The sequence below is a fragment of the Streptomyces sp. HUAS ZL42 genome, assembly GCF_040782645.1.
GTDB lineage: Bacteria > Actinomycetota > Actinomycetes > Streptomycetales > Streptomycetaceae > Streptomyces.
The window spans coordinates 6,055,154-6,082,066 of sequence record NZ_CP160403.1; the positions used below are offsets into that span (position 1 = coordinate 6,055,154).

Sequence of the window (26,913 nt, forward strand, 5' to 3'; positions counted from 1 at the left end):
CGCATGTCGCCCGTGCTCATCTCCAGGCATTGACTTGCTCCGCGGGCTGAAGCCCGAGGATTCTGGCCTGCTCGCTGGGTGCTGTGCCGCTACGCGGCACGGGCATCGGGCGGGCTTCCGTGGCTTCCTGCTTCGTCGCGCTGTGCCAGAAGGGGGTCTGGTCTTACCGGCGCTCCACAGGCTGCAACCGCCAGTCCGGCGGCCTGTTTGACGTTGATCGCGGCGTTGTGGTCGCGGTCGTGGACACTCCCACAGGCGGTACAGGTCCACTCGCGTACGTCGAGGGGTTTGGGTCCGCTGTTCGCGCCGCAACTGGAGCACACTCCCAATACGCTGTTCAACCTCCTCAACTCGTATCCGCGGAGGGTGCTGGGCGAATGAGCGACGCCGAAGTGAACGAGGCCGATCTGCGCCTCGTGGGGCACCTCGTCGAAGGTGAGGTCGTGGCGGTCTTCCGCTGGGGCGTCATCGTGGACGCGGGGCTGTCACGGGTGGGGCTCATCGATGTCCTCTACATCGACGATGACGACACCTACCGGCCCGGAGACCGGGTCTCCTGCTACCTGGAAAGCTTCGACGAGATGAAGGACAAGTTCATCCTGCGCCCCCCGGGCCAGGTGCCCCTCGCGGACCGGCTCCGCGAAGCCCGCGAGCGACGGTCCGCCGACGAGGAAGGGTGACGCGAACGGGCGGGGCTCACCCGGAAGTCTCCGGGTGAGCCCCGCCCGTCCTGCTGCGACGAGTACTACCAGATCGCCTCGACCCACTCCGGGTGGTCGATGAACGGGTTGCGGTTGTGCTGGTAGGTGTCGTAGATGACCTGGTTGCGGCGCTCCTCGAAGGCGTCCGGCGGGTCCTCGTCGTTCCATGCCTTCAGGACCGCGAGCCTGCCCATGTACGGGCTGCCGCCGTTGTTGACGCTGCTGTTGACCTCGAGGTTCGCCCAGCCGTCGTCTCCCTCGTAGCGGACCGCCATGTAGAAGATCATGCGGGCCACGTCGCCCTTGACGGCGTCACGCGGCTCGAAGGAGTCGGAGTCGGTGAGGCTGCCGCCGGAGTTGGTGAAGCTGCTGCCGCCGTTGTCGAAGTCCTTGTTGCCGCGGATGGAGTTGACCGTCACGTCCTCGGGGCGGATGTGGTGCAGGTCGGTGCCCGGCCCGGTCGACGTGGTGAGGTCGCCGTGCGAGATCGCCCAGACGTGCTCGCGGTTCCAGTTGCCGCTGCTGCCGCCGTTGAGGGACTTGCTGCGGGAGATGCCGGAGTACAGCAGCTTCACGTTGCTGCTGTTGTTCGGGTCCTGGTCCGTGCTCTTCAGGGCGTCCCAGAGCGCCGAGTACGACAGCTTCGTCTGGCTGCTGATGATCGTGTGGAGGGCCGACTTGAGGCTCGTTCCCGTCTTGCCGACCGCGTTCTTGTAGTACGTCGAGTCGTAGGCCGTCGTCGTCGCCGCGGCCGGGGTCGCGGTCAGCGCGGGAGCGGCGAGGCCGACCAGTACGGCGGCGGTGGCCAGTGCCACCGGCTTCCAGCGGCGTATGCGTGTCGCCAGCATGTGGGGTGTCCCATCTACGCGGGTTGAATGGAGGCGGCACTCGGGAGAGTGACATGGACATGCGGCCATGTCCATGGCTTGAAGATGTCGATCAGATGACGTGAACCGGCAAGTCGGGCGTGTTCTACGCGAGTTGACCGTCGGTCGGCGCACGGGAACGGCCCCTGACCGGATGGTCAGGGGCCGCCGGGGCCGCACCGGTCAGCCGACGTCCGATGCGTCCAGCCGGTAGATCGCCGACCGGTTGCTCTGCGAGGAGGTGTCCGAGTCGGAGGCGGAGGCCGACGTGGAGGCCGAGCCGTAGTCGCTCTCCTTCACCGCCGTACCGTTCTTCTGCACCCACTCCGTGACCTCGGAGCTGACGTTCGAGCCGCCGCCCGGACCGCCGCCCATGCCGCCGCCGATCTGGAGGTAGTGCAACTCGCCCTTCTTCACCAGCTCCTTGAGCTTGGCCAGCGTCATCGCCTTGTCGGAGCCCGACCAGCCCCACATGGAGATCACCGGCTCACCGCTGCTGAGGATGAGCTGCGCGGCGCTCTGCGAACTGGACACCGCGAGCAGCCACTTGGCGCCGTCCTGGTGCTTCTTCAGGTACGAGACGAGCTCGCTGTTCGCGCCGCCCATGTCGCCGCCCGGACCTCCGCCCGTGCCACCGGGACCGCCCGTCGTGCCACCGGGCTGTCCGCCGGTGCCGGTGCCGGTGCCGGTGCCGCCCACTGCCGTACCGCCGTCGGGGGGCGTACCGTCCATCTCGCCGTTGCCACCTGGCAGTTCGCCATTGCCGCCCTGCTGCCCACCGGGGAAGCCGCCCGCCTGGTTGTTCTGCCCGTCCTGCCGGCCCTGCCCGCCTTCCGGCCCCCCGTCGCCCCCGCCGGGGACCCCGCCCCGGTTGCCGCCGCCCGGGCCGCCGAAGCCGCCGCCCGTCGAGGGCCCGGCCGTCGGGTTCGTACCGCCCATGCCGCCACCCCCCGACTCCGACGGCACCGACCAGGCGTACGCCGCCGGACCCGCCACCGCCGCGACGACCGCCGCCGCCACGGAGGCCGCGAACAGCCGCAGCTTGTTGCCGGAGCTGCCGGAGCGGAAGACGAACAGACCCGCGATCGCCAGAGCCATGACGACTCCGACGGCCGGCCACAACCAGGTGTTCCAGCCGGTGGCCCGGCGCAACAGCACGATCGCCCATACGGCCGTGACCGCGAGGCCGAGCGGCAGCACCCACGCCCACCGCCTGTCCGCGCGGAAGGCACGCAGCAGCATCAGGCCGCCGCCCCCGCACAGGGCCGCGATGCCCGGGGCGAGCGCGGTCGTGTAGTACGGGTGCATGACGCCCTCGGCCATGGCGAAGGTCAGGTAGTGCAGGGCGGTCCAGCCGCCCCACATGACGAGCGCGGCGCGCGTGAGATCGGTGCGCGGGGCACGCCCGCACAGGACGATCCCGCAGATCAGCGCGATGGCCGTGAAGGGAATCAGCCAGGAGATCTGGCCGCCGAGGATCTCGTTGAACATACGGCCGAGACCCGCGGTCCCGGAGAAGCCGCCGCCGCCTCCGCCGCCTCCGCCGTTGCCCTCGCCGCCGAGGATCCGGCCGAGGCCGTTGTAGCCCGTGATCAGGTCCCAGGCGGTGCCGTCCGTCGAACCGCCGATGTACGGCCGCTCGTCGGCGGGCACGAGCGACACGGCCGCCGCCCACCAGAAGCTGGAGACGGCCAGGACCACGCCCGCGATCAGCAGGTTCACGATCCGCTTCACGAGCTTCGGCTTCGCCGCGTACAGGTAGGCCGCGAAGACGGCGGGCAGCGCGATGTAGCCCTGCAGCATCTTCGTGTTGAACGCGAGTCCGAAGCAGGCGGCCGAGGCGAGCAGCGGCAGCAGCCTGCCGCCCCGCGCGGCCCGCAGGGCGAGCGCCGCGGCGGCCACCATCAGGAACACCAGCAGCGTGTCGGGGTTGTTGTCCCGGTTGATGGCCACGGTGATCGGGGTCAGGGCGAGGACCAGTGCGGCGACGGTGGCGGCCCCGTGGCCCCACACCCGCTTCACGGAGGCGTGCAGGATCCAGATCGTCGCGAGGGCGGCCAGGATCATCGGCAGCATCATCTGCCAGGTGCCGTAGCCGAAGATCCGGCACGACAGCCCCATGACCATCAGCGCGAACGGCGGCTTGTCGACGGTCAGGAAGTTGCCCGCGTCCAGTGAGCCGAAGAACCACGCCTTCCAGCTCTGTGTGCCGCTCAGCACTGCGGCGCTGTAGAAGCTGTTCAGGCTCGAGCCGGACAGGTTCCAGGAGTAGAGCACCGCCGCCAGGATCAGGATCGCGATCAGTGCGGGGAGCGACCAGCGGGGCGCCTTCTCCGGTGGCGCCGCGGTCGGGGCCGGCGGCGGCCGGTCGGGGGACACGGTCTCTGTGCGGGGGCGTGGATCGGTGGCTGATGTCACCCGCGCATCGTGCGGGGCGGGGGTGAGTGCGCGCTGTGCCGTACCTGGCCCTCGCCTGTGAAAACGCGCAGGACTCCGCAGAGGGACTCGGCTCGAAGGCCCGTCGCTGCGCGCGTACGGTTGGGGTATGGCCTGTTCTGCTCCCGCACAGGAGGGAAAGGCGATGCCCGAGTTCAGGGTCGGCACACAGGAGAAGTTCGAGGCAGCCCGGGCGGAGCTGCTCGCCGAGGAGAAGGCGCTCACCCGGCGCAGCGACGAACTCGCGAGGAAGCGGAGGGAGCTTCCGTGGGTGCCGGTCGAGAAGGACTACCGCTTCGAGACCGAGGGCGGGACCAAGTCGCTGGCGGACCTCTTCGACGGGCGTTCGCAGCTGCTCGTCTACCACTTCATGTTCGGCCCACCGTACGAGGCGGGATGCACGGTCTGCTCCTCGATCGCCGACACCCTCGACGCCAACGTGGTCCACCTCAGGGCCCGCGACGTGACGCTGATCTGCTGCTCGCGGGCGCCGATCGACAAGCTCCTCGCGTACCGGGAGCGGATGGGCTGGAGCTTCGACTGGGTCTCCACCGTCGGCCCCGACTTCCACCGCGACCTGGGCTTCCTGCACTCCGAGGACGAGCTGCGGTCGTGGCTCGAGGGCGACATCCCGCCGACCGTGCGCCAGATGGCGGAGCTGTCCGGCACGGACGTGCCCAGTTACGTCACCGAGGGTCCCGGGATGAGTGCCTACGCCCTCTCTGAGGGCACCGTCTACCGGACGTACGTCACCACCGCGCGCGGCCTCGAGCCCGCCATGGCCTACTACGGGCTGCTCGACAGGGCACCGCTGGGCCGCCACGAGGAGGGCGAGGACACCCACTGGCTGCGCCGGCACGACGAGTACGGCAGGACCTGAGACAGCTCTTCACGGGATCGCCCACCCGGCGTCATCCGCCCGTCCTACGGTGACGCCCATGGGCCTGAGAACCGTACTCGCCACCGTCACCGCCGGCCTGGCGGCGCTCACCTGCCTGTCCGCCGCCGGTCAGGCCGACGCCACCACCGGGGAGAACCACGCCTGTTCGCCCTCCGTCTCCATCGACCGCTTCTCCGACGCCCTCGACAAGACGACGTACCGGGGCACCTTCGTCGGCAACTTCTCCGCGCTCGCCGTCGACCGGGACGGCTCGCTCGCCGCGCTCTCCGACCGCTCGGCGCTGTTCGGCCTCGACGCGCAGACGCTCGCCCCGAGGTCCGTCGTCGCGCTCGCCGACGAGAAGGGCGCCGCGCTCGACTCCGAGGGCCTGGTCGTCGAACTCCCCCACTCTCGGCTTCGCTCGAGCGGGGGGACCCCCATCGGCACCCGTCTGATCACCTCCGAGACCGAGCCGTCCGTACGCCGCTACGGCCCCGACGGCACGATCCTCGACCGGCTCCCGGTCCCGGCCTCCCTCCAGGTCGCCCCGGCCGGCCGCGCCGTCTCCAACGGCACCTTCGAAGGCCTGACCCTCCTGCCCGGCGGCCGCACGCTGCTCGCGTCCATGGAGTACGCGCTCTCCGGCGACACCGCGGGCCTCGTCCGCTTCCAGACCTGGGACAGGACGAACGGCGGCCACTTCCGGCTCGCCGCCCAGTACGCCTACCGCACCGACGCCGGCCTCGGCGTCCCCGAGGTCCAGGCCACCCCGGACGGCCGCCTCCTCGTCCTGGAGCGCGGCTTCACCTCCGGCGTCGGCAACACGGTCCGCCTCTACCTCGCCGACCCGCGGCACGCGACGGACACGAGCGGCATCGAGAACCTGACGGGCCAGGACGACGTACGCCTGATCAAGAAGACGCTGCTGGCCGACATCGCCGCCTGCCCGTCCCTGGGCGCCACCGCGAAGCAGCCCCAGCCGAACCCGCTGCTGGACAACATCGAGGGCATGGTGATCACGGGCCACGGCAAGGGCCGTCTGAAGGTCCTGCTGGTGAGCGACGACAACCAGAACGCGGTGCAGACGACGCGGTTCTATTACCTGCGGGTACGTGTCTGAATCCGGCCTCCCGACTGTTGCGGAGGGATGAAATCCGCTTCTTTCCGTGTTGGTGCCTTCCGGTAGATCAGGACGATCGGAGGGCACCGGCGTGGCAGAGCAGCAGGGGGAGACCAGGGGCTGGGTACGCAGACTGGCGGGATACGCCTGGCGTCACCCCAAGGACGTGGTCCTCGCCCTCGGCTCCTCCCTCGCCGGCATGGCCGTCATGGCGGTGGTCCCGCTGATCACCAAGGTGATCATCGACGACGTCATCGGCGACCACACCCGGGGCATGGCCCCCTGGGCCGGGGCCATGATCGCCGCCGCGGTCCTCGTCTACGCCCTCACCTACATCCGCCGCTACTACGGCGGCCGCCTCGCCCTCGACGTCCAGCACGACCTGCGCACGGAGATGTTCGGGACGATCACCCGTCTCGACGGCCGCCGGCAGGACGAGCTGTCCACAGGCCAGGTCGTCGGCCGGGCCACCAGCGACCTGCAGCTGATCCAGGGCCTGCTCTTCATGCTCCCGATGACCATCGGGAACGTCCTGCTCTTCCTGATCTCCCTCGTGATCATGGCGTCGCTGTCCCTGCCGCTGACCCTGGTAGCCCTCGCCGTCGCCCCCGCGCTCGGGTACATCGCCAAGCGCAGCCGTACCAAGCTCCACCCCGCCACCTGGTACGCCCAGGCCCAGGCCGCCGCCGTCGCGGGTGTGGTCGACGGAGCCGTCAGCGGCGTACGCGTGGTGAAGGGGTTCGGGCAGGAGGACCAGGAGACCGGCAAGCTGCGTGAGGTCGGCCGGCGGCTCTTCGCGGGCCGTCTGCGCACGATCCGCTTCAACGCCAGGTACACCCCCGCCCTCCAGGCCGTCCCCGCCCTCGGCCAGGTCGCCATGCTGGCGCTGGGCGGCTGGCTCGCGGTGCGCGGGCACATCACGCTCGGCACGTTCGTCGCCTTCTCCACGTATCTCGCCCAGCTCGTCGGCCCGGTCCGCATGCTCGCCGTGGTCCTCACGGTCGCCCAGCAGGCCCGGGCGGGCACCGAGCGGGTCCTGGAGCTGATCGACACCGAGCCGTCGATCAAGGACGGCGGCAAGGACCTCCCGGCCGACGCACCGGCGACGGTGGAGTTCGACGACGTGGCGTTCGGTTACGAGGACGGCCGCCCCGTCCTCGACGGGCTCAGCTTCGAGATCCGCCCCGGTGAGACCCTCGCCGTCGTCGGCTCCTCCGGCTCCGGCAAGTCCACGGTCTCCCTCCTCCTCCCGCGCTTCTACGACGTCACACGCGGCGCCGTCCTCGTCGGCGGCCACGACGTGCGCGAGCTGACCCAGGACTCCCTCCGGGCCGCGATAGGGCTCGTGCCCGAGGACTCCTTCCTCTTCTCCGACACCGTGCGCAGCAACATCGCGTACGGACGGCCGGACGCCACCCAGGAGGAGATCGAGAAGGCCGCCCGCGCCGCCCAGGCGGACCGTTTCATCGTCGAGCTGCCCGACGGCTACGACACGAAGGTCGGCGAGCACGGCCTCACCCTCTCCGGCGGCCAGCGCCAGCGCATCGCGCTCGCCCGCGCGATCCTCACCGACCCGCGCCTGCTGGTCCTGGACGACGCCACCTCCGCCGTGGACGCCCGGGTCGAGCACGAGATCCACGAGGCCCTGAAGCAGGTCATGGAGGGCCGCACCACCCTCCTCATCGCCCACCGCCGCTCCACCCTCAACCTCGCCGACCGCATCGCCGTCCTCGACGCCGGCCGGCTCGCCGACCTCGGCACGCACGAGGAGCTGCAGGAACGATCCGCCCTGTACCGGCGCCTGCTCACCGACCCGGACGAGCTGGGCGGCGTCTCCCCGGGCCACGCCCGGCCGGAAGCGCCGCAGGAGGACAATTCCGTACGGGACGAGCTGGACGCCGAGTTCGACGCCGAGCGCGGGGTGACTCCCAGGCTGTGGACCGGCGACCGCGAGCCGAAGGACACCGCGCTCTCCGGTTCGCCCGCCACGCCCGAACTCCTCGCCCAGGTCGAGGCGCTGCCCCCGGCGACCGACATCCCCGACGTCGACGAGCGACGCGCGGTCACCCCCGAGGAGTCGTACGGCCTGAAGCGCCTCCTGCGCGGCTTCGGCCTCCCGCTGCTCGTCAGCCTCCTGCTGGTCGCCGTGGACGCCGGCATGGGCCTGCTGCTGCCCGTCCTGATCCGGCACGGCATCGACCAGGGCGTCACGGCGGTCGCCCTCGGCGGCGTCTGGACGGCGTCGCTGCTCGGCCTGCTCACCGTGCTCGTGCAGTGGGCGGCGCAGACCGGCGAGATCCGCATGACCGGACGCACCGGGGAACGCGTCCTGTACTCCCTGCGTCTGAAGATCTTCGCCCAGCTCCAGCGGCTCGGACTCGACTACTACGAGCGGGAGCTGACGGGCCGGATCATGACCCGGATGACGACCGACGTCGACGCCCTGTCGACCTTCCTCCAGACGGGCCTGGTCACCGCCTTCGTCTCGGTCGTCACCTTCTTCGGCATCATGGTCGCCCTGCTGGTGATCGACGTGCAGCTCGCGCTCGTCGTCTTCGCGACCCTGCCCCCGCTGATCGTCGCCACGTTCTTCTTCCGCCGGGCGAGTGTGAAGGCGTACGAACTGGCCCGTGAGCGGGTGTCGTTGGTCAACGCCGACCTGCAGGAGTCCGTCTCCGGGCTCCGGATCGTGCAGGCCTTCCGGCGCGAGCGGGACGGCGGGCTGCGGTTCGCGGAGCGCAGCGACAGCTACCGGCGGGCCCGTATCCGCGGCCAGTGGCTGATATCCGTCTACTTCCCCTTCGTGCAGTTCCTTTCCTCCGTCGCCGCTGCCGCCGTACTGATCGCGGGCGCGGGCCGGGTGGACGCGGCGACGCTGACGACGGGCGCCCTGGTGGCGTACCTGCTGTACATCGACCTGTTCTTCACCCCCGTCCAGCAGCTGTCCCAGGTCTTCGACGGCTACCAGCAGGCGACGGTCTCGCTGGGCCGCGTCCAGGAGCTGCTGCGGGAGCCCACCTCCACCAGGTCCGCCGACAAGCCGCTCGACGTGCCGTCCCTGGACGGTGAGATCGCCTTCGAGGACGTGCACTTCGCCTATGGCGCGGACGAGGAGGCGCTCGCCGGGATCGACCTGCGCATCCCGGCCGGGCAGACGATCGCGTTCGTCGGCGAGACCGGCGCCGGCAAGTCGACGCTGGTGAAGCTGGTGGCCCGCTTCTACGACCCGACCGGCGGCCGGGTGACGGTCGACGGCACGGATCTGCGCGACCTCGACCTCACCTCGTACCGGCACCGGCTGGGCGTCGTCCCGCAGGAGGCGTACCTCTTCCAGGGCACCGTCCGCGACGCCATCGCCTACGGCCGCCCGGACGCCACGGACGCGGAGGTGGAGGCGGCGGCCCGCGCGGTCGGCGCGCACGAGATGATCGCCACGCTGGAGGGCGGCTACCTCCACGAGGTCGCCGAGCGCGGCCGCAACCTCTCCGCGGGGCAGCGCCAGTTGATCGCCCTGGCCCGCGCCGAACTGGTCGACCCCGACGTCCTCCTCCTCGACGAGGCGACGGCCGCCCTCGACCTGGCGACGGAGGCCCAGGTCAACCAGGCGACGGACCGCCTGGCGGGCCGCCGCACGACGCTCGTCGTAGCGCACCGCCTGACCACGGCGGCCCGTGCGGACCGGGTCGTGGTGATGGACCACGGGCGCGTGGTGGAGGACGGCACGCACGACGAGCTGCTCGAACGCGGCGGGCATTACGCGGTGTTGTGGCGGGTGTTCGTCGGGACGACCGAGCCGGAGGAGCAGGTCGGCGTGTTTCGCTGACGGTCGCGCAACCGTCCGACATACGTCCTGCGTCCGTACATCAGTACGGCAATGGCAGTGGACGGTTCGGGAGGGGACGCGACCGTGGACATGGGCCCGATACGCCGGCGACTGGCGCTCGGCATGGCCGTGCTGACCGCTTCGGGACTGCTCGCGCTCGCGGCGCCGGGCAGCGCCCAGGCCGCGCCCTCGAACTGCGCGGGACGGAAGGTGAGGACGCTGCCCTTCTCCACCGGCACCGTCCAGGTCTACAAGCGCAACGGCTACGTCTGCGCGATCACCCTCCCCGACAATCCCGGCACCCGGCGGCACATGATGGTCAGCGTGCAGGCGCGCGGCAACCGTCCGGTGAAGGACGAGGGGATGTACGCCCACAGGGCCGGGCCGGTGACCGTGCACGCCGGTCACCGGTGCGTGCGGGTGAAGGGTGCGGTGGGGAGCGGGTCGGTGAGCACCGGCTGGATCCTGTGCTGACGCCCACGACTCTCGGCTGACTTCTCAAATCCCCCTGGTGTGACGGGTGTTGCTCCGATAGCTTCGCGGCGCACATCTGACTCACAGGGGAGGGTGCATGCGCAAGGCGCTGAGATGGCTGCTGGCGCTCACGGTGCTCATAGGCACGCTGAGCACGGCAGGGGCGGCCACCGCCGCCGAGCCGGAGGCCACCGATATCAAGGACCGCCTCCTGGCGATACCGGGGATGAGCCTGATCCAGGAGAAGCCGTACACCGGCTACCGCTACTTCGTCCTCAACTACACCCAGCCGATCGACCACCAAAACCCGTCCAAGGGAACGTTCCAGCAGCGGATCACCGTGCTGCACAAGGACGTCAGCCGCCCGACGGTCTTCTACACCGGCGGCTACAACGTCTCCACGACGCCGAGCCGCCGTGAGCCGACCCAGATCGTGGACGGCAACCAGGTCTCCATGGAGTACCGCTTCTTCACGCCGTCCCGCCCCGACCCGGCCGACTGGTCCAAGCTGGACATCTGGCAGGCGGCGAGCGACCAGCACCGTATCTTCAAGGCGCTGAAGACGATCTACCCCGAGAACTGGATCTCCACGGGCGGCTCCAAGGGCGGCATGACCGCCACGTACTACGAGCGCTTCTACCCCCGGGACATGGACGGCGTGGTCGCGTACGTCGCCCCCAACGACGTCGTCAACGACGAGGACTCGGCGTACGACCGCTTCTTCGCCGGCGTCGGCACCAAGGAGTGCCGCGACCGGCTGAACGCGGTGCAGCGCGAGGCTCTGGTGCGCCGTGAGCCGCTGGAGAAGAAGTACGCGGCCGTCGCGGCCGAGAACGGCTACACGTTCAACACGGTCGGCAGCCTGGACCGCGCCTACGAGGCGGTCGTCCTCGACTACGTCTGGGGCTTCTGGCAGTACAGCCTGCTGTCCGACTGCGACTCGATCCCGGCGGACGCGAAGAACGCGACCGACGACGCGATCTGGAACTCGGTCGACACGATCTCCGGGTTCTCCTTCTACACCGACCAGGGCCTGGAGCCGTACACGCCGTACTACTACCAGGCGGGCACCCAGCTGGGCGCGCCGACGATCCACTTCCCGTACATCGAGAAGAAGTACATCCGCTACGGCTACCAGCCGCCCCGGAACTTCGTCCCGCGCTCCATCCCGATGAAGTTCCAGCCGTGGGCCATGCGGGACGTCGACACGTGGGTGAGGCACAACGCCCGCCACATGCTCTTCGTCTACGGCCAGAACGACCCGTGGGGCGCGGAGCGCTTCCGCCTCGGCAAGGGCGCGAAGGACTCGTACGTCTTCACCGCGCCGGGCCTGAACCACGGCGCGAACGTGGCCGGCCTGGTCCCGGACGAGAAGGCCCTCGCCACGGCCCGCATCCTGGAGTGGGCCGGCGTCTCGTCCTCCGCCGTGGCCCAGGCCAAGCCGCTGGCCAGGTTCGACGCGAAGCTGGACGTACGGGACGTGGAGCGCGAGCCGGCACTGCGCCCGTAGGGGGTCACACCGGACGGGCACACCCGACCGGTTCCTCCCCGCCGAGCTGGACGTAGAGGGCCGTGGACGCCGGGCACTTGGACCTGGTGTTCACGGCCCTCGTCACCTGGTACTCCGGTTTGTTCCTCGCCTTGCCGTCGCACGCCGTCTCCCGCACCTGTCCGCCGCCGGAGCTGTAGACGCAGTCGCCGACGATGGTGCGGGGCCCGCCCCCGCCGCCGGGGTCGCCGGGGTGCGGCGGCGACAGTTTGCGCATGCAGGCGTAGCCCTGCGTGATCGTGCCGTCGCCGTCCTCGTCGGAGGACAGGCTCTGTTCGCTGATGTGCAGGACGAAGTCCGTCGTCCCCGGGCACAGCGGGCCGTCGCCCACCTTGCCGTCGTAGCGCGCGACGACCCGCGCGGCCGCCCTCTCACTGGCGCACGGCACCTCGGTGAAGCTGGTCGTGCCGAAGGAACTGCACTCGTCGACCCCGAGGAAGACCGCGCCGTATCCGGAGGCCGCGGTACGGGCGGGTGCCGCCGACGTGCTCCCGACCGGGCGGCCGTCCCCCGAAGAGCCCGACGAGGACCCCTGGCAGCCCGTCAGCGCGGCCATGGCCAGCGCGATCAGCGCGCACGCCACCCCCATCGAATGTCTCCCGTGCATCGCCATCCCCCCACACCCCCGTCCAGCGTGACCCGCGGCGGCGGGCACACGCCAGACGTCCCGGGGGCTTTGCGCCATTTGCGGGGCGTACGCCCGGTCACGAGGCGTACGTCCGGGTACGTCTAATAGGACAGCCCGTACCCCAGGGGATACAGCACCTGAGCCGGGTCGTCCGCCCGCTGCACCGGCACCGGCAGCCGTCCGCGCGGCCCGGCCACCCCGGCGATCACCCGTGCGGCCGCCCGCAGCTCGACGTCCGTCCACGAGTACGACGCCAAGCAGGCCCTGACGCCCGGCAGTTGGGCCACGTCGTACGGATTGCGGATCGCGATCGCCACCACCGGCCGCCCGGTCGCGACCAGCTGCTCGACCAGGGTTTTCTGGGAGCTGCTCGCCGAGACGTTGTACGTCCCCACGACCACCGCGTCGACGTCGCCCGCCGCCGCGACGGCCTTGGCGATCGTGGCCGCGGAAGGCGCCGTGCCGGTGGACAGGGCGGTCGCCGTGAAGCCCAGCTCGGTGAGGGCGGTGGCGAGCACCCCGGTGGGCGGGCCCGTGGTGCCGGACGGCGAAGCCGGGTCGGCGCCGACGACGAGAACCTTCGGATGGCTGCGGCGGGACAGCGGCAGCAGCCGGCCCTCGTTGACCAGGAGCGTCGTCGTGCGCTCGGCGATGCGGTCGGCCGCCGCGAGGTGGGCCGCGGCGCCGACCGTCCGGTCCACGCCCGCCGGGCCGACGTACGGCCGGTCGAAGAGCCCCAGCTTCGCCTTCAGCCGCAGGATCCGCAGCAGCGACTCGTCGAGCCGTGCCTCGGTGAGTTCGCCGTCCTGGACGGCCTTCAGAACGGCGTTCCAGGCGACGGGCAGATCGGGCGGGTTGAGGAGCTGGTCCACGCCCGCCTTGAGCGCGAGCACCGGAACCCGGTCGTCGCCGTACTTCGTCCGTACACCCTCCATGCCGAGGGAGTCGGTGACGACCACCCCGTCGTAGCCGAGTTCGCCGCGCAGGATGCCGGTGAGGATCGGGCGGGAGAGGGTGGCCGGGTCACCTGAGGCGTCGAGGGCCGGGAACTGGATGTGCGCGGTCATGATCGAGTCGATGCCCGCGTCGATCGCGGCCCGGAAGGGAACGGCGTCGAGCTTCTCCCACAGTTCGCGGCTGTGCGTGATGACCGGGAAGCCGTAGTGGCTGTCGACGGTGGTGTCGCCGTGCCCGGGGAAGTGCTTGGCGGTCGCCGCGACGGACGACCGCTGGTAACCGCCGACCTCCGCGGCGACCAGGCCGGCCACCGCGTCCGGGTCGGCGCCGAAGGAGCGGACACCGATGACCGGGTTGGCGGGGTTGACGTTCACGTCGGCGACGGGGGAGTAGTCCTGCCGGATGCCGAGGGCGCGCAACTCGGCGCCGGAGATGCGGCCGAGGGTGCGGGCGTCCTCCCCGCTGGAGCCGCCCGCCCGTCTCCCACCACCGCCCTTCTGACGAAGCGCTTCGCGCCCTTTTTCCCCTGCGCCGATGGCCATCGCGCCCGGGAAGAGGGTGGCGGGCCTGCCCACGCGGCAGACGATGCCGTGCTCCTGGTCGGTGGAGATGAGCACGGGCAGCCCGCGCGGCCGGCTCAGGGAGGCCTTCTGGATCCCGTTGGACAGATCCGCGATCTGATGGGGATCCCGGGTGTTGTGCGCCCAGGTGAAGTAGATGATGCCGCCGACGCGGTAAGTGGCGATCAGCTCGGCGGCCGTCCTGACGCCGATCTCCTTGAGGTTGGCATCGATGTCGGCCTGGTCGGGCGCGGTGGCGGAGTGGCCGTAGACCCGCATGACGAAGAGCTGGCCGACCTTTTCCTCGAGCGTCATACGGGAGATGAGAGTGCGGAGCTGATTGTCGCCCGGGGTGCCGGCGTGGGCGTCGGTGCCGATCGCCAGGGCCGCGGTGACGCCTGCGCCGGCGGCGAGGACGGTACGTCTGGAGGGCACGTGCGCTCCTTCCGGAGGTGATCCGCTGAAGGAAACTTCCGTGGAGCCAGCAATAACCGGGAAGTTTCTGCCAGTCAAGGCACTGCGCACGGTACTGAACTGAGGGGCCGCCATCGGCGCTGTTGGAGGGGGCGCGCCGATGGCGGCGTGCTGCCGGCCGCGGCACGGCGGAGAGGGTTGGTCAGCGATCGCAGCCAGCAGCGAGGGCCGACACCGCACCGTGGTGACTCATCCGGCAGTTCGCGGGTTGGACGAAGCGGAGAGGGGCCGGGTTCCCGGGTCGTGGGCGATTTCCGCAAGTTGGTGCAGGGGTGACCGGCGGGACGTGTGGGCCGGCTCGTCGGGCCAGTGCTCCTGCAGCACGCGCACGGTCTCCGCGATCGCGGGACGCCGCGAGGCCCCCGTGCGCCACAGCGCGTACACCCGCCGTACGGGCGTGGGGTCGAGGGACACCTCGACGACGCCGTCGGGCAGCGGGCCGCGGCCGAGGCGCGGGATGACGCAGATACCGAGGCCGGCGGCGACGAGGGCCACGAGGGTCGGGTTCTCGTCGGCCTGGTGGACGATCTCCGGCTCGTGCCCGGCCGTGCGCAGCGTCCGTACGAGCCACTCGTGGCAGACCCGCCCCGGCGGCTGGCACACCCACCGCTCACCGCCGAGGTCCTCGCGCCGTACGGACGTCCGCTCGGCGAAGGGGTGACCCTCGGGGACGAGCAGGGTGCACCGGTCGTCCCCGATGACCGCCTGCTCGACCCCCGGCGGCACGGGCAGCGGGGCGATGTCCCAGTCGTGCACGACGGCCATGTCGAACGCGCCCTTCGCGACCAGTCCGATGGACAGGTGCGGGTCGATCTCGGAGAGCCGGGTGTCGAGGGCCGGGTGCCGCCGGCCGAGGGCGGCCAGTACGGCGGGCAGGAGACCCCGCGCCGCCGAAGCGAACGCGGCCACCGTCAGCCGTCCCGCCGGCACCCCGCGCCGCTCCTCCAGCTCGGTCTCCGCCCGCTCCACGATCGCCAGCAACTCCTGTGCGGCGCCGACCAGTTGCAGCGCCTCCGCGGTGAGCCGCACCCCGCGCCCCTCCCGCTCCAGCAGGACGGTCCTGGTCTCCCGCTCCAGCTTGGCGATCTGCTGCGACACCGCGGAGGGCGTGTACCCGAGCGCGGCGGCGGCCGCGGCGACGGTGCCGTGGACGGAGACGGCGTGCAGGGCGCGCAGTCGCTGGAGATCGAGCATGGGAACTCCTGTGGAATTAGTGTTGCTTCATCCAACCGTGCAGCAATCATCGCTGGTGCTTCACGGTTGCGGGAAGTGATGCTTCACCACATGCGACCCTCCCACCTCACCCTCGCCGTCCTCGTCGCCGCCGTCTGGGGCGTGAACTTCACCGTCATCGAGATCGGCCTCGGCCACTTCCCTCCACTGCTGTTCTCCGCCCTGCGCTTCCTGGCGGCGGCCCTGCCCGCGGTGTTCTTCGTGGGCCGCCCGAAGGTGGCGTGGAAGTGGATCGTGGCGGTGGGCCTGGTGCTCGGGGCGGCCAAGTTCGGGCTGCTGTTCGTGGGGATGGACGCCGGGATGCCGGCGGGCCTGTCGTCCCTCGTCCTGCAGATCCAGGCGGTGTTCACGGCGGCCATCGCCTTCGCCGTGCTCGGCGAACGGCCTTCTCCCGTCCGTCTGCTCGGCATGCTGATCGCCCTCGCCGGAATCGGTGTCGCGGCCGTGGACGAGGGCGCCTCGGGTCCGCTGGGAGCCTTCGCTCTCTGCATCGCGGCGGCCGCCTGCTGGGGCGCGTCGAACGTCCTCACCCGCAAGGCGGCACCCCCGGACGCGCTGAACTTCATGGTGTGGGTGAGCACGGTCCCCGTACTGCCGCTGCTTGGCCTGTCGTTGCTGCTGGAGGGCCCCGCCGCGGACTACGACGCCCTGCGCGGCCTGGACTGGCAGGGCGCGGGCACGGTGGTCTACGTCGCCTGGGTCACCACGGTGTTCGGCTTCGGCGCCTGGGGCTGGCTGCTGCGCCGCCACCCCGCCTCCACGGTCGCGCCCTTCTCCCTCCTGGTCCCGGTCTTCGGGATGTCGTCCGCGGCGCTGTTCCTGGGCGAGTCGGTGAGCCCGCTGCGCTGGTGCGCGGCGGCGCTGCTGGTCGGCGGAGTGGCGCTGACGTCGTCGGCGCCCGCCCGCCGTGTCCCGGTCCATCCCGTGGACGAGCCGACGCCGGAGCCCGCGATCGGGCGATCATGAGGCCATGCCGCTCGTGGAGATCCCAGGTTCCAAGTCCATCACCGCCCGCGCCCTCTTCCTGGCTGCGGCAGCGGACGGAGTCACCACACTCGTCAGGCCGTTGCGTTCCGACGACACGGAGGGCTTCGCCGAGGGGCTGCAGCGGCTCGGCTACCGCGTGGGTCGCACCCCGGACACCTGGCAGGTGGACGGCCGCCCGCAGGGCCCGGCGGTGACGGAGGCGGACGTGTACTGCCGCGACGGCGCGACCACGGCCCGCTTCCTGCCCACCCTCGCCGCCGCGGGCCACGGCACGTACCGCTTCGACGCGTCCGCCCAGATGCGCCGCCGCCCCCTGCTCCCCCTGACGCGGGCCCTGCGCGACCTCGGCGTGGACCTGCGGCACGAGGAGACGGAGGGCCACCACCCGCTGACGGTGCGGGCGGCGGGCGTCGAGGGCGGGGAGGTGGTCCTGGACGCGGGCCAGTCCTCGCAGTACCTGACGGCGTTGCTGCTGCTCGGACCGCTGACACGGAAGGGGCTGCGGATCCGGGTCACCGACCTGGTGTCCGTGCCGTACGTGGAGATCACGATCGCGATGATGAGGGCGTTCGGGGTGGAGGTGACGCGGGACGGGGACGTCTTCGTCGTCCCGCCGGGGGGCTACCGGGCCACGAGGTACGAGGTGGAACCGGACGCGTCCACCGCGAGCTACTTCTTCGCGGCGGCGGCCGTCACACCGGGCGCCGAGGTGACGGTACCGGGGCTGGGGCCGGGGGCGCTCCAGGGCGACCTGGGCTTCGTGGACGTACTGCGGCGCATGGGCGCGGACGTGTCGGTGACCGCGCGGGGCACGACGGTGCGTGGCACCGGCGAACTGCGCGGTCTGACGGTCAACATGCGGGACATCTCGGACACGATGCCGACACTGGCGGCGATCGCGCCGTTCGCCTCCGGCCCGGTGCGGATCGAGGACGTGGCGAACACGCGGGTGAAGGAGTGCGACCGCCTCGAGGCCTGCGCGGAGAACCTGCGGCGGCTGGGGGTGGAGGTGTCGACGGGCCCGGATTGGATCGAGATCCGGCCGGGGGCGTCCGTCCTCGACGGTGCTGAGATCAAGACGTACGGCGATCACCGCATCGTGATGTCCTTCGCGGTCACCGGGTTGCGGGTGCCGGGTGTTTCGTTCGACGACCCGGGGTGCGTACGCAAGACTTTCCCGGGTTTCCACGAGGTGTTCGCGGAGTTGCGAAGGGGCATCGGGCGTTGAGCTTCAAGCTGGAGGGGCCGGTCCTGGAGGGCGCGCTGGTGCGCCTGGAGCCGCTGGAGCACCGGCACGCCGCCGATCTGGCGGTGGCGGCGGAGGAGAACCGGGGGACGTACGCGTTCACGTGGGTGCCGCGGGCGGATCAGGTCGCCGCCTACATCGACGCACAGTCGCAGCGCGCGGCCACGGGACGGCTGGCGCCGTACGCCCAGGTGTCGGTGGCCACGGGACGGGCGGTCGGGGCCACGTCGTACTGGGAGCCGCGGTCCTGGCTGACGGACGAGCGACTCGACGCCGTCGAGGTCGGCTTCACCTGGCTCGGCGCCTCCGCGCAGGGCACGGGAGTGAACGCCGAGGCCAAGCTTCTGCTGTTCCGGCATGCTTTCGAGAAGTGGGGCGTGTCCCGGGTGGACCTGAAGACGGACGCCCGCAACGAGCGTTCGCGGGCGGCGATCGAGAGCGTGGGCGCGCGCTTCGAGGGCGTACTGCGCAACTGGTCCCGCTCCTGGGCGCCGGGTGAGGAAGGGCGGCTGCGTGATTCCGCGATCTTCTCGATCACGGCCGGGGAGTGGCCGGAGCGCAGGGGGCGGCTGGAGGAGCGGGTGGCCGGGTTCGTGTCGCGTGTTGCGTGACGCAGGCACCTCGCTCGGCGCAGGCCAGGGTCGAGAGCTGCTGGGAGACTCGAACCCATGACGACCCCGCCTTCCTTTCTCATCCTCCACGGCTGGCAGAACCACCGCCCCGAGGACCACTGGCAGCACTGGCTCGCCGACCGCCTCACCGTGCTCGGCCACCACGTCACCTACCCCCAGCTGCCCGACCCCGACGACCCCGACCTCGAGGTGTGGCTCACCGAACTGGCCCGGCATCTGAAGGAGTTGCCTGACACCGGAGACCGGGTCGTGCTCGCGCACAGCGCCTCCGCGCTGCTGTGGCTGCATGCCGCCGCGCGCGGCCTGCCCGGACCCGGTGACGTCGACCGGGTGCTGCTGATCGGCCCGCCGTCCGCCTCCGTGGTCGTACGGCATCCGGAGATCGCCGCGTTCGCGCCGCCGCCGCTCGACGGCCTCGTGCTGCCCGGGCCGACCCGGCTCGTCGCCGGGGACGACGACCCGTACTGCCCGGAAGGAGCCCGAGCCGTCTTCGGCGACCCGCTCGGCATCCCCACCGACATCCTCCCCGGCGCCGCCCACCTCGACCTCGACGCCGGCTACGGTTCCTGGCCCGCCGTGCTGGAGTGGTGCCTGGACGACTCGGCGACGCTCACCGCTCGTCCGGCGTAGCCGCACCGCCGCGCAGTTCCGGTGTCGTCACGGCCACCCCCGTCACCGCCAGCAGACACAGCACACCCCCGGTGACCAGGGCGGTCGCGCCCGAGGTCCAGCCGGCCACGACACCGGCGCGCAGATTGCCGAGGTGGGGGCCCGCCTGGCCGACGACCGTCTCGGCCGCGGTGACCCGGCCCAGCAGGGCGTCGGGGGTGTGGGTCTGCACGATCGTCGTGCGCGAGAGGACGGCCACCGCGTCCACCGCCCCGGCCAGCACCAGCATCCCGAGCCCGGCCCAGGCGCTGGTCGTCAGGCCGAACAGGGCGAGGGCGACGCCCCAGGTTGCGGCCGCGCACAGCATCACCGGGCCGGGGCGGGCCAGCCGGGTGACCGGGCCGGAGAAGACGGTCGAGGCGACCCCGCCCGCCGCGAGTGCGGACAGGAACAGGCCGAGCGTGCGCGGATCGCCGCCGAAGCGCTCCGCGTTGATCAGCGGGAACAGGCTGGCCGGCATGGAAAGGACGGTGGCCGCCAGGTCCGTCAGCAGCGCGCCGCGCACCACACGGTGGCCGGTCAGGAAGCGCAGACCGTCCAGGACCCCGTGGACACCCGGCCGGGACTTCTCGCCCTCGGGCGGCAGCGCGGGCAGCCCGTAGGCGCCGTAGAAGGACAGGCCGAAGCTCAGGGCGTCCAGGAGGTAGCAGACGCCGATGCCCCACCAGCCGAGCACGACGCCGGCGACGGCCGGGCCGAGCAGCATCATCGCCTGTCCGGTCACCTGCTGGAGCGCGAGACCGGCTCCCACCTGGTCCCTGGGCAGCAGCCGCGGCACGAACACGCCCGCCGCGGGCGCGCCGAGCGCGGCGAACGACGTCTGCACCGCCACCAGCCCGAGGACCACGGCCACCGGCGCATGCCCGGTGAAGCCCTGCAGGGCCAGCAGAAGGGAGCAGACCGCCGAGCCGACGGTGCCCAGGAGGAACACGCGGCGCCGGTCGGTCCGGTCGACCCAGGCGCCCGCGAACAGGCTGACGCCGACCATCGGCACCGCCTGCGCCACGCCGACCGCGCCGCTCCAGACCGCGCTGTGCGTCATGTCCCAGACCTGGTACATGACGGTGACCATGGTCATGAAGCTGCCGAGTGTGGACACCGTGCGCCCGATCAGCAGCCGACGGAAGACGGGGGAGGTGCGAAGCGGCCGGACGTCGATCAGGGTGCGCGTCAGGCTCATGAGAGCCGCAAGGGCTGCTGGTTCACGGCGCGGAGGCTAACGGCTCGGCCCGGCGGCCGGCCACCGAATTACCCGGCGCTCACGCGCATTCGTTCAGCAGCCGCGCGAGATGCTCCCGCCCGGCGCCCAGCAGCTCCTCCAGCGGCGCGGCCTCCTCGTACCACCGCTTCTCGTACTCCCAGCACAGCCAGCCGTCCCAGCCGTGACGGGAGAGGACCTCCACGCACTCGGTGAGCGGCAGCACACCGGAGCCCAGCGGCAGCGGGGTGGTGTCTTCGGCGGAGGCGATGTCCTTGACCTGCACATAGCCGAGGTACGGCGACAGCGCCGCGTACGTCTCCGAGGGCTGCTCGCCGCCCAGCCACGTGTGCATGACGTCCCAGAGCGCGCCGACGTTCCGGTGCCCCACCAGGCCGAGGACACGGATCGCCGCCGCCCCGGTGCGGTGCGAGTCGTGGGTCTCCAGCAGGATCCGTACGCCGAGGTCGGCGGCGTGCTCCGCGGCCGTGCCGAGCCTGCGCGCGGCCACGGCGTCGGCCTCCGCGGCGCTCTGGGCGGGGTCGGCGCCCGGGAAGACGCGGACGTAGGGAGCACCGAGGTCGCGGGCGAGACCGAGGAGCCCGCGCATCTCCTCGATCACCGGCTCGTCGTCGCCGGGCGCGGCCACGCGCGCGTACCCGGCGAGACCCAGGAGCTCGATGCCCGCCGCCTTGAACTCGGCGGCCACGTCGGCCCGTTCGGCCGGGCCGAGGCCGGGATGCACCGGCTCCTCCGGATGAGCGCGCAGTTCGACACCGTGATAGCCGTGCGCGGAGGCCAGCCGCAGCACGTCGGAGACAGGCAGACCGGGAACGCCGAGAGTGGAGAACGCCAGCTTCATGCCTACGGACCCTACTTGTTACCGCAGTGTCCCGCCCCTCCTCGTCACTCCTGCGTTCCGTGCAGGTCCAGCCGCCAGTCCTGCCCCACGAGGTCCTTCCCGAAGGAGCGGTGGGGCTTCTCGGCGGTGAGGACGAAGCCGTGGCGCCGGTAGACGCGCCGGGCGGCGGCGAGGACGTCGTTCGTCCACAGCACCAGGTCGCGGTAGCCGACACCGCGCGCGAAGTCGACGACCGCCTCCACCAGCCGGTCACCGATACCGAGCCCGCGCGCGTCCGGCTCGACCAGCAGCAGCCGCAGCCGCGCCGTGGACGGCGCCTCGTCCCGTACGCACATCACGCAGCCCACCGGCCGCCCGGCGAGCTCCGCGATCCACACCCGTTCCAGATGCGGATCGTGATCCTCGGCGAAGTCGGCGACGATCCGGGCGACCAGCCCCTCGTAGTCCGCGTTCCACCCGTACTCGGCGGCGTACAGGGCGGCGTTGCGCTGCACGATCCAGCCGAGGTCGCCCGGACCGGGCTCGCGCAGCACGACGTCCTCGGCGCGGGGCGCACGCACGTCGCCGAGGATCGTCCGGATCGTGCGCATCGCCTCCGCCAGCCGCGGCCGGTCGCCGGGATCCACGGTCCCCAGCAGCGAGCCGACGGTCTCCCGCGCCCGCTCGTCGAGCAGGTCGGCGGCGTCCCGGCCGAGCGCGGTGAGGACGACACGGCGTCTGCGCGGGTCGGTCTCGGAGGCGGCGCGCTCGACCAGCCCGTCCTGCTCGAACTTGTTGAGGATGCGGCTCAAGTAGCCCGAGTCCAGCGAGAGTTCGCTACGCAGGTCGGCCGCGTCCGTACGCCGGGAGTGCGCGAGTTCGTACAGGACGCGGGACTCGGTGAGGGTGTAGGGGGCGTACAGGTGGCGGCCGTAGTCGAGGGCGCCGATGACGTTCGTGTAGAAGCGGTTGAAGGCGCGGATGTCCTGGACGGTCATGGTGTCTGCCCATCCGATCGCTGACTCAGTCAGAGATGTGGTCGGGTTCGAGCGTAGGCCGCCCAGGGGCTCCGCGACTACCCCTCGGACTGCCCTTGGGCGGCGACGGCCCGGTAGACGCACACCTCCGTCCCCGTCTTGGCGGTCGCCGTGGAGACCAGCTCCAGCGGCCGCTTCGCCCCGTCCTCCGGGAAGATCGACTTGCCGCCGCCGAGCAGCACGGGCATCCGCATGAGCACCAGCTCGTCGACGAGCCCCTCGCGCAGCAGGGCCCGTACGAGGGTGGGGCTGCCCATGATCAGCAGGTCGCCGCCGTCGGAGTCACGCAGCTCCCGGATCCGGGCCACGGCCTCGTCACCGGGGATGAGGCGGGTGTTCTCCCAGCTCAGCTCGTCATCCTCGAGTGTGCTGGAGACGACGTACTTCCGGATGGAGTTCATCCGGTCGGCGAACGGGTCCCCCGCCCGCCCGGGCCACGCCCCGGCCATCGCCCGCCACGTCCGCCGCCCGAACAGCAGCGCGTCGGCCTTCCCCAACGCGGCGTCGAAGGCCCCGCCGACCACCTCCGGGTCGAAGTACGGATGCGTCCAGCCGCCGTGCGCGAAGCCGCCGTCGGTGTCCTCCTGAGGTCCGCCGGGCGCCTGCACGACACCGTCGAGACTGATGAACGAGCTGACCACGATGCGCATGCGACTCACTCCTGTTGGGTCGTCCTTCGCCGGTTACGGCACTGAAGACCGGCACGGGGTCCGGAAATCACCGCCGCGCCGCGAAGAAGTCGCCCGGTGTGCGGCTGTGGCCGCACTCTATGCGGCGGAACCGGGCATTCGGCAGAGGACTACGCGGATCCGGCGGACGCGCCCGGACCGCCGGTGATGCCCGGCGGGGGCTGTCCCGTGGTCCAGACGGGCCGGACGCAGACCCGGCTGAAGCGCCAGCCCTCGTCGGTGCGGCGCAGCTCCGCCTCGTAGTGGCCGCCGACGGTGAAGAGCGGGCCGGCGCCCGGGCCGAGTGCCTTGAGGGTGTCGTCGTGGTGCACGTGGGTCATCAGGGCGTTCCAGGAGGCGGTGGCCCGCCCGGCCCCGGCGTCGACCTCGGTGAGGATCCCGGAGGCGATGTGCTGCGTACGGTCGTAACGCCCGAGCGCCTCCTCCGCGGCCCGCGCCGCGGCGTCCCCCTCCGTGGTCCCGAGGGGAGTCTCCATACGCGCGTCGGCGGTGACGAAGGCGCGCATCCAGCCGGGGGTGAACTCGCGTGCGTCGAGGGCGCGGAAGAGGCGGTGGACGAGGGCGTGGACGTCGGGGTGCTGGCTTGAAGAGGTCATGATCGGAGCCTCTTACCTCAAGAAGGGTTGAGGTCAAGGGGGCAGGCCTTAGCGTGAGGCCCATGGCCGCAGCCTCCGTGAGCGACTTCTACGACGACCTGGCCCCCGACTACCACCTGATGTTCCCGGACTGGGACGCGAGCATGGCCTACCAGGCCAGGGCGCTGGACGCGCTCGTCCGGGACGCGCTGGGGGCGGGACCGCACGGCATCCTGGACTGCTCCTGCGGAATCGGAACCCAGGCGATCGGCCTGGCCCTGGCGGGACACGAGGTCGTCGGCAGCGATCTGAGCCCCCGCGCCGCAGCGCGCGCCACGACGGAGGCGGCCGCGCGGGGTGCGACTCTCCCGACTGCCGCCGCGGACATGCGCCGTCTGCCCTTCGCGCCCTGCGTCTTCGACGCCGTCGTCTGCGCCGACAACTCGCTCCCGCACCTGCTGTCCGCGCAGGACGTGACCGCGGCCCTCGACGGCATGCGGCGGGTCCTGCGCGACGACGGACTGCTGCTGCTCACCGTCCGGGACTACGACGAACTCCGGCGCGCCAGACCCCGGTCCACCCCGCCCCAGGTCTCACAGACCCCGGACGGCAAGGCGATCACCTTCCAGCTGTGGCACTGGCACGAGGACGGCGAGCACTACGACCTGGAGCACTTCCAGCTCATTCCGGTGGCGAACGACTGGACGGTCCGGGTCCGCCGTACGACCTGCTGGGCACTGACGAACCAGCAGCTGACCCGGTTCGTGACCGACGCCGGCTTCACCGGCGTCACCTGGCACGCCCCGTCCGCCGGCGGCTACTACCAGCCCGTGCTCACCGCGCGACGCGCCGCGTAACCGGGCACGGACGGCCACCGCACGGTCAGCAGCACCGACTCCTCCTCCGCGACCCAGGAGTGGTCCACGCCGCGACCCCAGACGACGTAGTCACCTTGCCGCTCCAGCAGGACGCTGCGATCAGGGAACTCGACACGGAAGCGACCGCTGATGAGGACCAGCAGGGCTGTGCGTTCCTCGCCCCGCACCCACTCCGCTCGTTTGTCACCCCGTGGATGAACGCCCCACTTGATCTCCACGTCGTCGCTCCGGCGGGGATCACCGTCGTCCTTGAAGTGCCCGAGCAGCCATCCGCGGTCCAGTGCCGCGTCCGGGCCCGCGTTGCCCACGTACACGCTGTCGCTCATGCGATCGAACGCTAACATCACCTGTCCTGGCCTGATGTCGGCTCGAAGGCCCTGATGACGTACAGAGCCTCGTCGTCGATGGCGTTCTTCTCCCAGTCCAGCGAGATCCGCACCGGGTGTCCGTCCGCCGCGTACTCCGCCTCCGCCGTGTCCGCGTCCTCGCTGCGGGCCTTTTCCAGCCGTTTCAACAGCTCGCCGATCGTGGGTACTTCACGGGGCACCTCCCGGGTCTGCCGGCGGCCGTCCTCGTCGAGCCCGACCGCCTCGGTCACCGCGCCGTCCCGGACCTCCACCCGGAACGTGCCCGCCAGGACCTGGCTGGTCGAGGTCAGCGTGTAGCTGTACGAGGCGGGCTCCTCCCAGATGCCTTGCGGCTCAGCACCCTTGGCGGACCCAGGGGACGCGGACCCCTCGGAGCCACAGGCGGCGCAGACGGCCAGCAGGGCCCCGACGAGCACGGCAGCGGACAGGGAACGGGGACGGAAACGTCCAGCAGTCATGGTGGCTCCCTCTGGAGTCGGCTACTGCTGCGACGCTGCTCGGCCCGAGAACGTTCACGGCTCCGGTCACCGCATCCCATCCCGTCCGGCGCTTGAGGACGAGACGTACCGTCCCGAGCCCTCACCCACCCGATGGGGCGCGGTGTCGGGGCGGGGCGTTCTTCTGGGCGCTGGTCGCCTTGTCCCGGTTCGTCCGGCGTTTGAGGACGGGGCGGGCGTGCCGTTCCGAGGCCCCGCCCGCCGGCTGGGGTGTGGTCTCGGGGGGGGGTCTTCTGGGGTGCTGGTCGCCTTGTCCCGGTTCGTCCGGCGTTTGAGGACGGGGCGGGCGTGCCGTTCCGAGGCCCCGCCCGCCCGATGGGGCGCGGTGTCGGGGTGGGGCGTTCTTCCGGGTGCCGGTCGTCTCGTCCCAGCTCGTCCGGCGTTTGAGGACGAGGCCGTTCAGGCCGACAAGCGGGGGTCTGGGGGCTGCAAGCCCCCAGCGAGGCCCGCACCCACGCCGGGTACCGAACCGAGCAACCGAACCGTCACTTCCGCGGCCCCCCGGAGGACCCCCGCACCATCAGCTCCCCCCGAATCGTCGCGATCCCCCCGATCGGCGGCTCCTCCCGCCCCATCGCGATACGCCCGGCCCGCGCCCCCGCCTCCGCCAACGGCAACCTCACCGTCGTGAGGGAGGGCACCGCGTCGATGCTGAACGGGAGGTCGTCGAAGCCGGCCACCGACACGTCCTCCGGGATCCGCAGCCCGGACTCCCGCAGCGCCGCGCACGCGCCCAGCGCGACGGAGTCGTTCGCGGCGACGACCGCCGTGAGCGAGGGGTCCCTGCGCAGAAGCTCCAGCGTGGCCTCGTAGCCGGACCGCCGGTCGTACCGTCCGTGCACCGTCCACCGGGGGTCCTCCTCGATCCCCGCCGCCTCCAGGGCGGCCCGGTGCCCCTCCAGCCGGTGCCGTGTCGTCGTGCGCTCCTCCGGGCCCGCGATGTACCCCAGCCGCCGATGCCCCAGTCCGATCAGGTGCTCGGTCAGCTCCCGCCCGCCCCCGCGGTTGTCGAAGGTCAGCGCGATCGCGTCCGTGTCCGGCGCCGGCGGCCGCCCGCACAGCACCACGCGGGTCCCCGCGTCCGCCAGCTTCCGCAGCTTCGCGGCTATGGCCGCCGCGTGCGGCTGGTTCTCCACCGCGCCGCCGGTCAGCACCACGGCCGCCGCCCGCTGCCGCTGCAGCAGGGTCAGATAGGTCAGCTCGCGCTCCGGCGAACCGCCGGTGTTGCAGACGACCGCGAGTCTCTCCCCGCCCGCGCGTCCGCCCGGCCCGCCGATCTCCGACTGGATCGCGCCGGCCATGATCCCGAAGAACGGGTCGGCGATGTCGTTGACCAGGATGCCCACCAGGTCGGACGTCGCGGCCGCCAGCGCGCTCGCCGGGCCGTTCAGCACGTAGTCCAGCTCGTCCACCGCGCGCAGCACCCGCTCACGGGTGGATGCGGCCACGGGGTAGTTCCCGTTCAGCACGCGCGACACCGTCGCGGGGGAGACCTGGGCGCGGGCCGCCACGTCCGCCAGGGTCACCGTCATCTCGTCGTCCTCCGGTCGCGCATCTCGTCGTACGTCCCTGTACTCGTACGTCCCTGCCGCGCA

The 26,913-nt window shown here is 71.6% G+C and carries 24 protein-coding genes and 1 pseudogene; 11 read left to right on the forward strand and 14 right to left on the reverse strand.

Annotated elements, in window-relative coordinates; all coding sequences use genetic code 11:
- Positions 1–89: 89 nt before the first annotated feature.
- Positions 90–323 (reverse strand): annotated as a pseudogene (locus tag ABZO29_RS27835) (zinc ribbon domain-containing protein); the annotation flags it as partial.
- 54 nt (positions 324–377) lie between these two features.
- On the opposite strand from ABZO29_RS27835, the gene ABZO29_RS27840 reads away from it, so the two are divergent.
- A complete protein-coding gene (locus tag ABZO29_RS27840) occupies positions 378–680 on the forward strand; it encodes a hypothetical protein (protein ID WP_367322909.1) in 303 nt (100 codons plus the stop codon).
- A 65-nt stretch (positions 681–745) separates the two neighbouring features.
- Here ABZO29_RS27840 and ABZO29_RS27845 read toward each other — a convergent pair whose 3' ends face one another.
- Positions 746–1,549: an endonuclease I family protein gene (locus ABZO29_RS27845; protein ID WP_367322910.1), complete on the reverse strand. Its 804-nt coding sequence runs from the start codon at positions 1,547–1,549 to the stop codon at positions 746–748.
- Positions 1,550–1,750: 201 nt separating this feature from the next.
- On the reverse strand, positions 1,751–3,985 hold the full coding sequence (locus ABZO29_RS27850; protein ID WP_367322911.1) for an ArnT family glycosyltransferase: 2,235 nt from the start codon (positions 3,983–3,985) through the stop codon (positions 1,751–1,753).
- Between the two features lie 163 nt (positions 3,986–4,148).
- Between ABZO29_RS27850 and ABZO29_RS27855 the strand changes: the two genes are divergently transcribed.
- From ABZO29_RS27855 to ABZO29_RS27875, 5 genes are all read left to right on the forward strand, one after another.
- Entirely contained in the window at positions 4,149–4,883 is a 735-nt protein-coding gene (locus tag ABZO29_RS27855) for a DUF899 domain-containing protein (protein WP_367322912.1), read from the forward strand.
- A 58-nt stretch (positions 4,884–4,941) separates the two neighbouring features.
- Positions 4,942–6,003, forward strand: a complete 1,062-nt coding sequence (locus ABZO29_RS27860) for an esterase-like activity of phytase family protein (protein ID WP_367322913.1) — start codon at positions 4,942–4,944, stop codon at positions 6,001–6,003.
- 91 nt (positions 6,004–6,094) lie between these two features.
- Entirely contained in the window at positions 6,095–9,826 is a 3,732-nt protein-coding gene (locus ABZO29_RS27865) for an ABC transporter ATP-binding protein (protein WP_367322914.1), read from the forward strand.
- Between the two features lie 90 nt (positions 9,827–9,916).
- Positions 9,917–10,300, forward strand: a complete 384-nt coding sequence (locus ABZO29_RS27870) for a hypothetical protein (protein WP_367326267.1) — start codon at positions 9,917–9,919, stop codon at positions 10,298–10,300.
- Positions 10,301–10,397: 97 nt separating this feature from the next.
- Positions 10,398–11,810, forward strand: a complete 1,413-nt coding sequence (locus tag ABZO29_RS27875) for a S28 family serine protease (RefSeq protein WP_367322915.1) — start codon at positions 10,398–10,400, stop codon at positions 11,808–11,810.
- Positions 11,811–11,814: 4 nt separating this feature from the next.
- On the opposite strand, the gene ABZO29_RS27880 is transcribed toward ABZO29_RS27875, so the two are convergent.
- From ABZO29_RS27880 to ABZO29_RS27890, 3 genes are all read right to left on the reverse strand, one after another.
- Entirely contained in the window at positions 11,815–12,438 is a 624-nt protein-coding gene (locus ABZO29_RS27880) for a hypothetical protein (RefSeq protein ID WP_367322916.1), read from the reverse strand.
- Positions 12,439–12,578: 140 nt separating this feature from the next.
- Positions 12,579–14,429 (reverse strand): glycoside hydrolase family 3 protein, encoded by a 1,851-nt coding sequence (locus ABZO29_RS27885; protein ID WP_367322917.1) that lies wholly within the window; start codon positions 14,427–14,429, stop codon positions 12,579–12,581.
- A gap of 228 nt (positions 14,430–14,657) precedes the next feature.
- Positions 14,658–15,662 (reverse strand): LysR family transcriptional regulator, encoded by a 1,005-nt coding sequence (locus ABZO29_RS27890; protein ID WP_367322918.1) that lies wholly within the window; start codon positions 15,660–15,662, stop codon positions 14,658–14,660.
- A 90-nt stretch (positions 15,663–15,752) separates the two neighbouring features.
- Here ABZO29_RS27890 and ABZO29_RS27895 point away from each other — a divergent pair, with 90 nt between their 5' ends.
- From ABZO29_RS27895 to ABZO29_RS27910, 4 genes are read left to right on the forward strand one after another with little or no spacing between them, the layout of a single operon-like run.
- Positions 15,753–16,667, forward strand: coding sequence for an EamA family transporter (locus ABZO29_RS27895; RefSeq protein WP_367322919.1), 915 nt, complete (start codon positions 15,753–15,755; stop codon positions 16,665–16,667).
- A gap of 4 nt (positions 16,668–16,671) precedes the next feature.
- Positions 16,672–17,916: a 3-phosphoshikimate 1-carboxyvinyltransferase gene (aroA, locus tag ABZO29_RS27900; RefSeq protein WP_367322920.1), complete on the forward strand. Its 1,245-nt coding sequence runs from the start codon at positions 16,672–16,674 to the stop codon at positions 17,914–17,916.
- Entirely contained in the window at positions 17,913–18,545 is a 633-nt protein-coding gene (locus tag ABZO29_RS27905) for a GNAT family N-acetyltransferase (RefSeq protein ID WP_367322921.1), read from the forward strand. Before aroA ends, ABZO29_RS27905 begins: the two co-directional genes overlap by 4 nt.
- A 57-nt stretch (positions 18,546–18,602) precedes the next feature.
- Positions 18,603–19,196: an RBBP9/YdeN family alpha/beta hydrolase gene (locus ABZO29_RS27910; protein WP_367322922.1), complete on the forward strand. Its 594-nt coding sequence runs from the start codon at positions 18,603–18,605 to the stop codon at positions 19,194–19,196.
- On the opposite strand, the gene ABZO29_RS27915 is transcribed toward ABZO29_RS27910, so the two are convergent.
- The 5 genes from ABZO29_RS27915 to ABZO29_RS27935 form a co-directional block, all read right to left on the reverse strand.
- Positions 19,177–20,415, reverse strand: a complete 1,239-nt coding sequence (locus tag ABZO29_RS27915) for an MFS transporter (RefSeq protein WP_367322923.1) — start codon at positions 20,413–20,415, stop codon at positions 19,177–19,179. The two genes, ABZO29_RS27910 and ABZO29_RS27915, sit on opposite strands and share 20 nt — an antisense overlap.
- A 79-nt stretch (positions 20,416–20,494) precedes the next feature.
- Positions 20,495–21,295 carry a sugar phosphate isomerase/epimerase family protein gene (locus tag ABZO29_RS27920; RefSeq protein ID WP_367322924.1) on the reverse strand — a complete coding sequence of 267 codons (801 nt, stop codon included), beginning with the start codon at positions 21,293–21,295 and terminating at the stop codon, positions 20,495–20,497.
- A gap of 44 nt (positions 21,296–21,339) precedes the next feature.
- Positions 21,340–22,272: a GNAT family N-acetyltransferase gene (locus ABZO29_RS27925; RefSeq protein ID WP_367322925.1), complete on the reverse strand. Its 933-nt coding sequence runs from the start codon at positions 22,270–22,272 to the stop codon at positions 21,340–21,342.
- 77 nt (positions 22,273–22,349) lie between these two features.
- Positions 22,350–22,961, reverse strand: coding sequence for a dihydrofolate reductase family protein (locus ABZO29_RS27930; RefSeq protein WP_367322926.1), 612 nt, complete (start codon positions 22,959–22,961; stop codon positions 22,350–22,352).
- A gap of 149 nt (positions 22,962–23,110) precedes the next feature.
- Positions 23,111–23,596 carry a nuclear transport factor 2 family protein gene (locus tag ABZO29_RS27935; RefSeq protein ID WP_367322927.1) on the reverse strand — a complete coding sequence of 162 codons (486 nt, stop codon included), beginning with the start codon at positions 23,594–23,596 and terminating at the stop codon, positions 23,111–23,113.
- A gap of 62 nt (positions 23,597–23,658) precedes the next feature.
- Here ABZO29_RS27935 and ABZO29_RS27940 point away from each other — a divergent pair, with 62 nt between their 5' ends.
- The gene (locus tag ABZO29_RS27940) at positions 23,659–24,432 is read left to right on the forward strand and encodes a class I SAM-dependent methyltransferase (protein ID WP_367322928.1); all 774 of its coding nucleotides are present in this window, start codon (positions 23,659–23,661) and stop codon (positions 24,430–24,432) included.
- On the opposite strand, the gene ABZO29_RS27945 is transcribed toward ABZO29_RS27940, so the two are convergent.
- The 3 genes from ABZO29_RS27945 to ABZO29_RS27955 form a co-directional block, all read right to left on the reverse strand.
- On the reverse strand, positions 24,396–24,779 hold the full coding sequence (locus tag ABZO29_RS27945) for a signal peptidase I (protein ID WP_367322929.1): 384 nt from the start codon (positions 24,777–24,779) through the stop codon (positions 24,396–24,398). The two genes, ABZO29_RS27940 and ABZO29_RS27945, sit on opposite strands and share 37 nt — an antisense overlap.
- Positions 24,780–24,796: 17 nt before the next feature.
- Entirely contained in the window at positions 24,797–25,279 is a 483-nt protein-coding gene (locus tag ABZO29_RS27950) for a DUF6174 domain-containing protein (protein WP_367322930.1), read from the reverse strand.
- Positions 25,280–25,803: 524 nt separating this feature from the next.
- Positions 25,804–26,850, reverse strand: coding sequence for a LacI family DNA-binding transcriptional regulator (locus ABZO29_RS27955; protein ID WP_367322931.1), 1,047 nt, complete (start codon positions 26,848–26,850; stop codon positions 25,804–25,806).
- Between the last annotated feature and the right edge of the window lie 63 nt (positions 26,851–26,913).

Excerpts from the sequence above, each read along its gene's own strand:
- ABZO29_RS27875 (WP_367322915.1), top strand. The coding sequence starts at position 10,398 with ATGCGCAAGGCGCTGAGATGGCTGCTGGCGCTCACGGTGCTCATAGGC.
- ABZO29_RS27940 (WP_367322928.1), top strand. The coding sequence starts at position 23,659 with ATGGCCGCAGCCTCCGTGAGCGACTTCTACGACGACCTGGCCCCCGAC.
- ABZO29_RS27920 (WP_367322924.1), bottom strand. The coding sequence starts at position 21,295 with ATGAAGCTGGCGTTCTCCACTCTCGGCGTTCCCGGTCTGCCTGTCTCC.
- ABZO29_RS27860 (WP_367322913.1), top strand. The coding sequence starts at position 4,942 with ATGGGCCTGAGAACCGTACTCGCCACCGTCACCGCCGGCCTGGCGGCG.
- ABZO29_RS27855 (WP_367322912.1), top strand. The coding sequence starts at position 4,149 with ATGCCCGAGTTCAGGGTCGGCACACAGGAGAAGTTCGAGGCAGCCCGG.
- ABZO29_RS27930 (WP_367322926.1), bottom strand. The coding sequence starts at position 22,961 with ATGCGCATCGTGGTCAGCTCGTTCATCAGTCTCGACGGTGTCGTGCAG.
- ABZO29_RS27925 (WP_367322925.1), bottom strand. The coding sequence starts at position 22,272 with ATGACCGTCCAGGACATCCGCGCCTTCAACCGCTTCTACACGAACGTC.
- aroA (WP_367322920.1), top strand. The coding sequence starts at position 16,672 with ATGCCGCTCGTGGAGATCCCAGGTTCCAAGTCCATCACCGCCCGCGCC.
- ABZO29_RS27955 (WP_367322931.1), bottom strand. The coding sequence starts at position 26,850 with ATGACGGTGACCCTGGCGGACGTGGCGGCCCGCGCCCAGGTCTCCCCC.
- ABZO29_RS27950 (WP_367322930.1), bottom strand. The coding sequence starts at position 25,279 with ATGACTGCTGGACGTTTCCGTCCCCGTTCCCTGTCCGCTGCCGTGCTC.
- ABZO29_RS27915 (WP_367322923.1), bottom strand. The coding sequence starts at position 20,415 with ATGAGCCTGACGCGCACCCTGATCGACGTCCGGCCGCTTCGCACCTCC.
- ABZO29_RS27840 (WP_367322909.1), top strand. The coding sequence starts at position 378 with ATGAGCGACGCCGAAGTGAACGAGGCCGATCTGCGCCTCGTGGGGCAC.
- ABZO29_RS27880 (WP_367322916.1), bottom strand. The coding sequence starts at position 12,438 with ATGGGGGTGGCGTGCGCGCTGATCGCGCTGGCCATGGCCGCGCTGACG.
- ABZO29_RS27945 (WP_367322929.1), bottom strand. The coding sequence starts at position 24,779 with ATGAGCGACAGCGTGTACGTGGGCAACGCGGGCCCGGACGCGGCACTG.
- ABZO29_RS27910 (WP_367322922.1), top strand. The coding sequence starts at position 18,603 with ATGACGACCCCGCCTTCCTTTCTCATCCTCCACGGCTGGCAGAACCAC.
- ABZO29_RS27890 (WP_367322918.1), bottom strand. The coding sequence starts at position 15,662 with ATGCTCGATCTCCAGCGACTGCGCGCCCTGCACGCCGTCTCCGTCCAC.
- ABZO29_RS27935 (WP_367322927.1), bottom strand. The coding sequence starts at position 23,596 with ATGACCTCTTCAAGCCAGCACCCCGACGTCCACGCCCTCGTCCACCGC.
- ABZO29_RS27895 (WP_367322919.1), top strand. The coding sequence starts at position 15,753 with ATGCGACCCTCCCACCTCACCCTCGCCGTCCTCGTCGCCGCCGTCTGG.
- ABZO29_RS27845 (WP_367322910.1), bottom strand. The coding sequence starts at position 1,549 with ATGCTGGCGACACGCATACGCCGCTGGAAGCCGGTGGCACTGGCCACC.
- ABZO29_RS27870 (WP_367326267.1), top strand. The coding sequence starts at position 9,917 with ATGGGCCCGATACGCCGGCGACTGGCGCTCGGCATGGCCGTGCTGACC.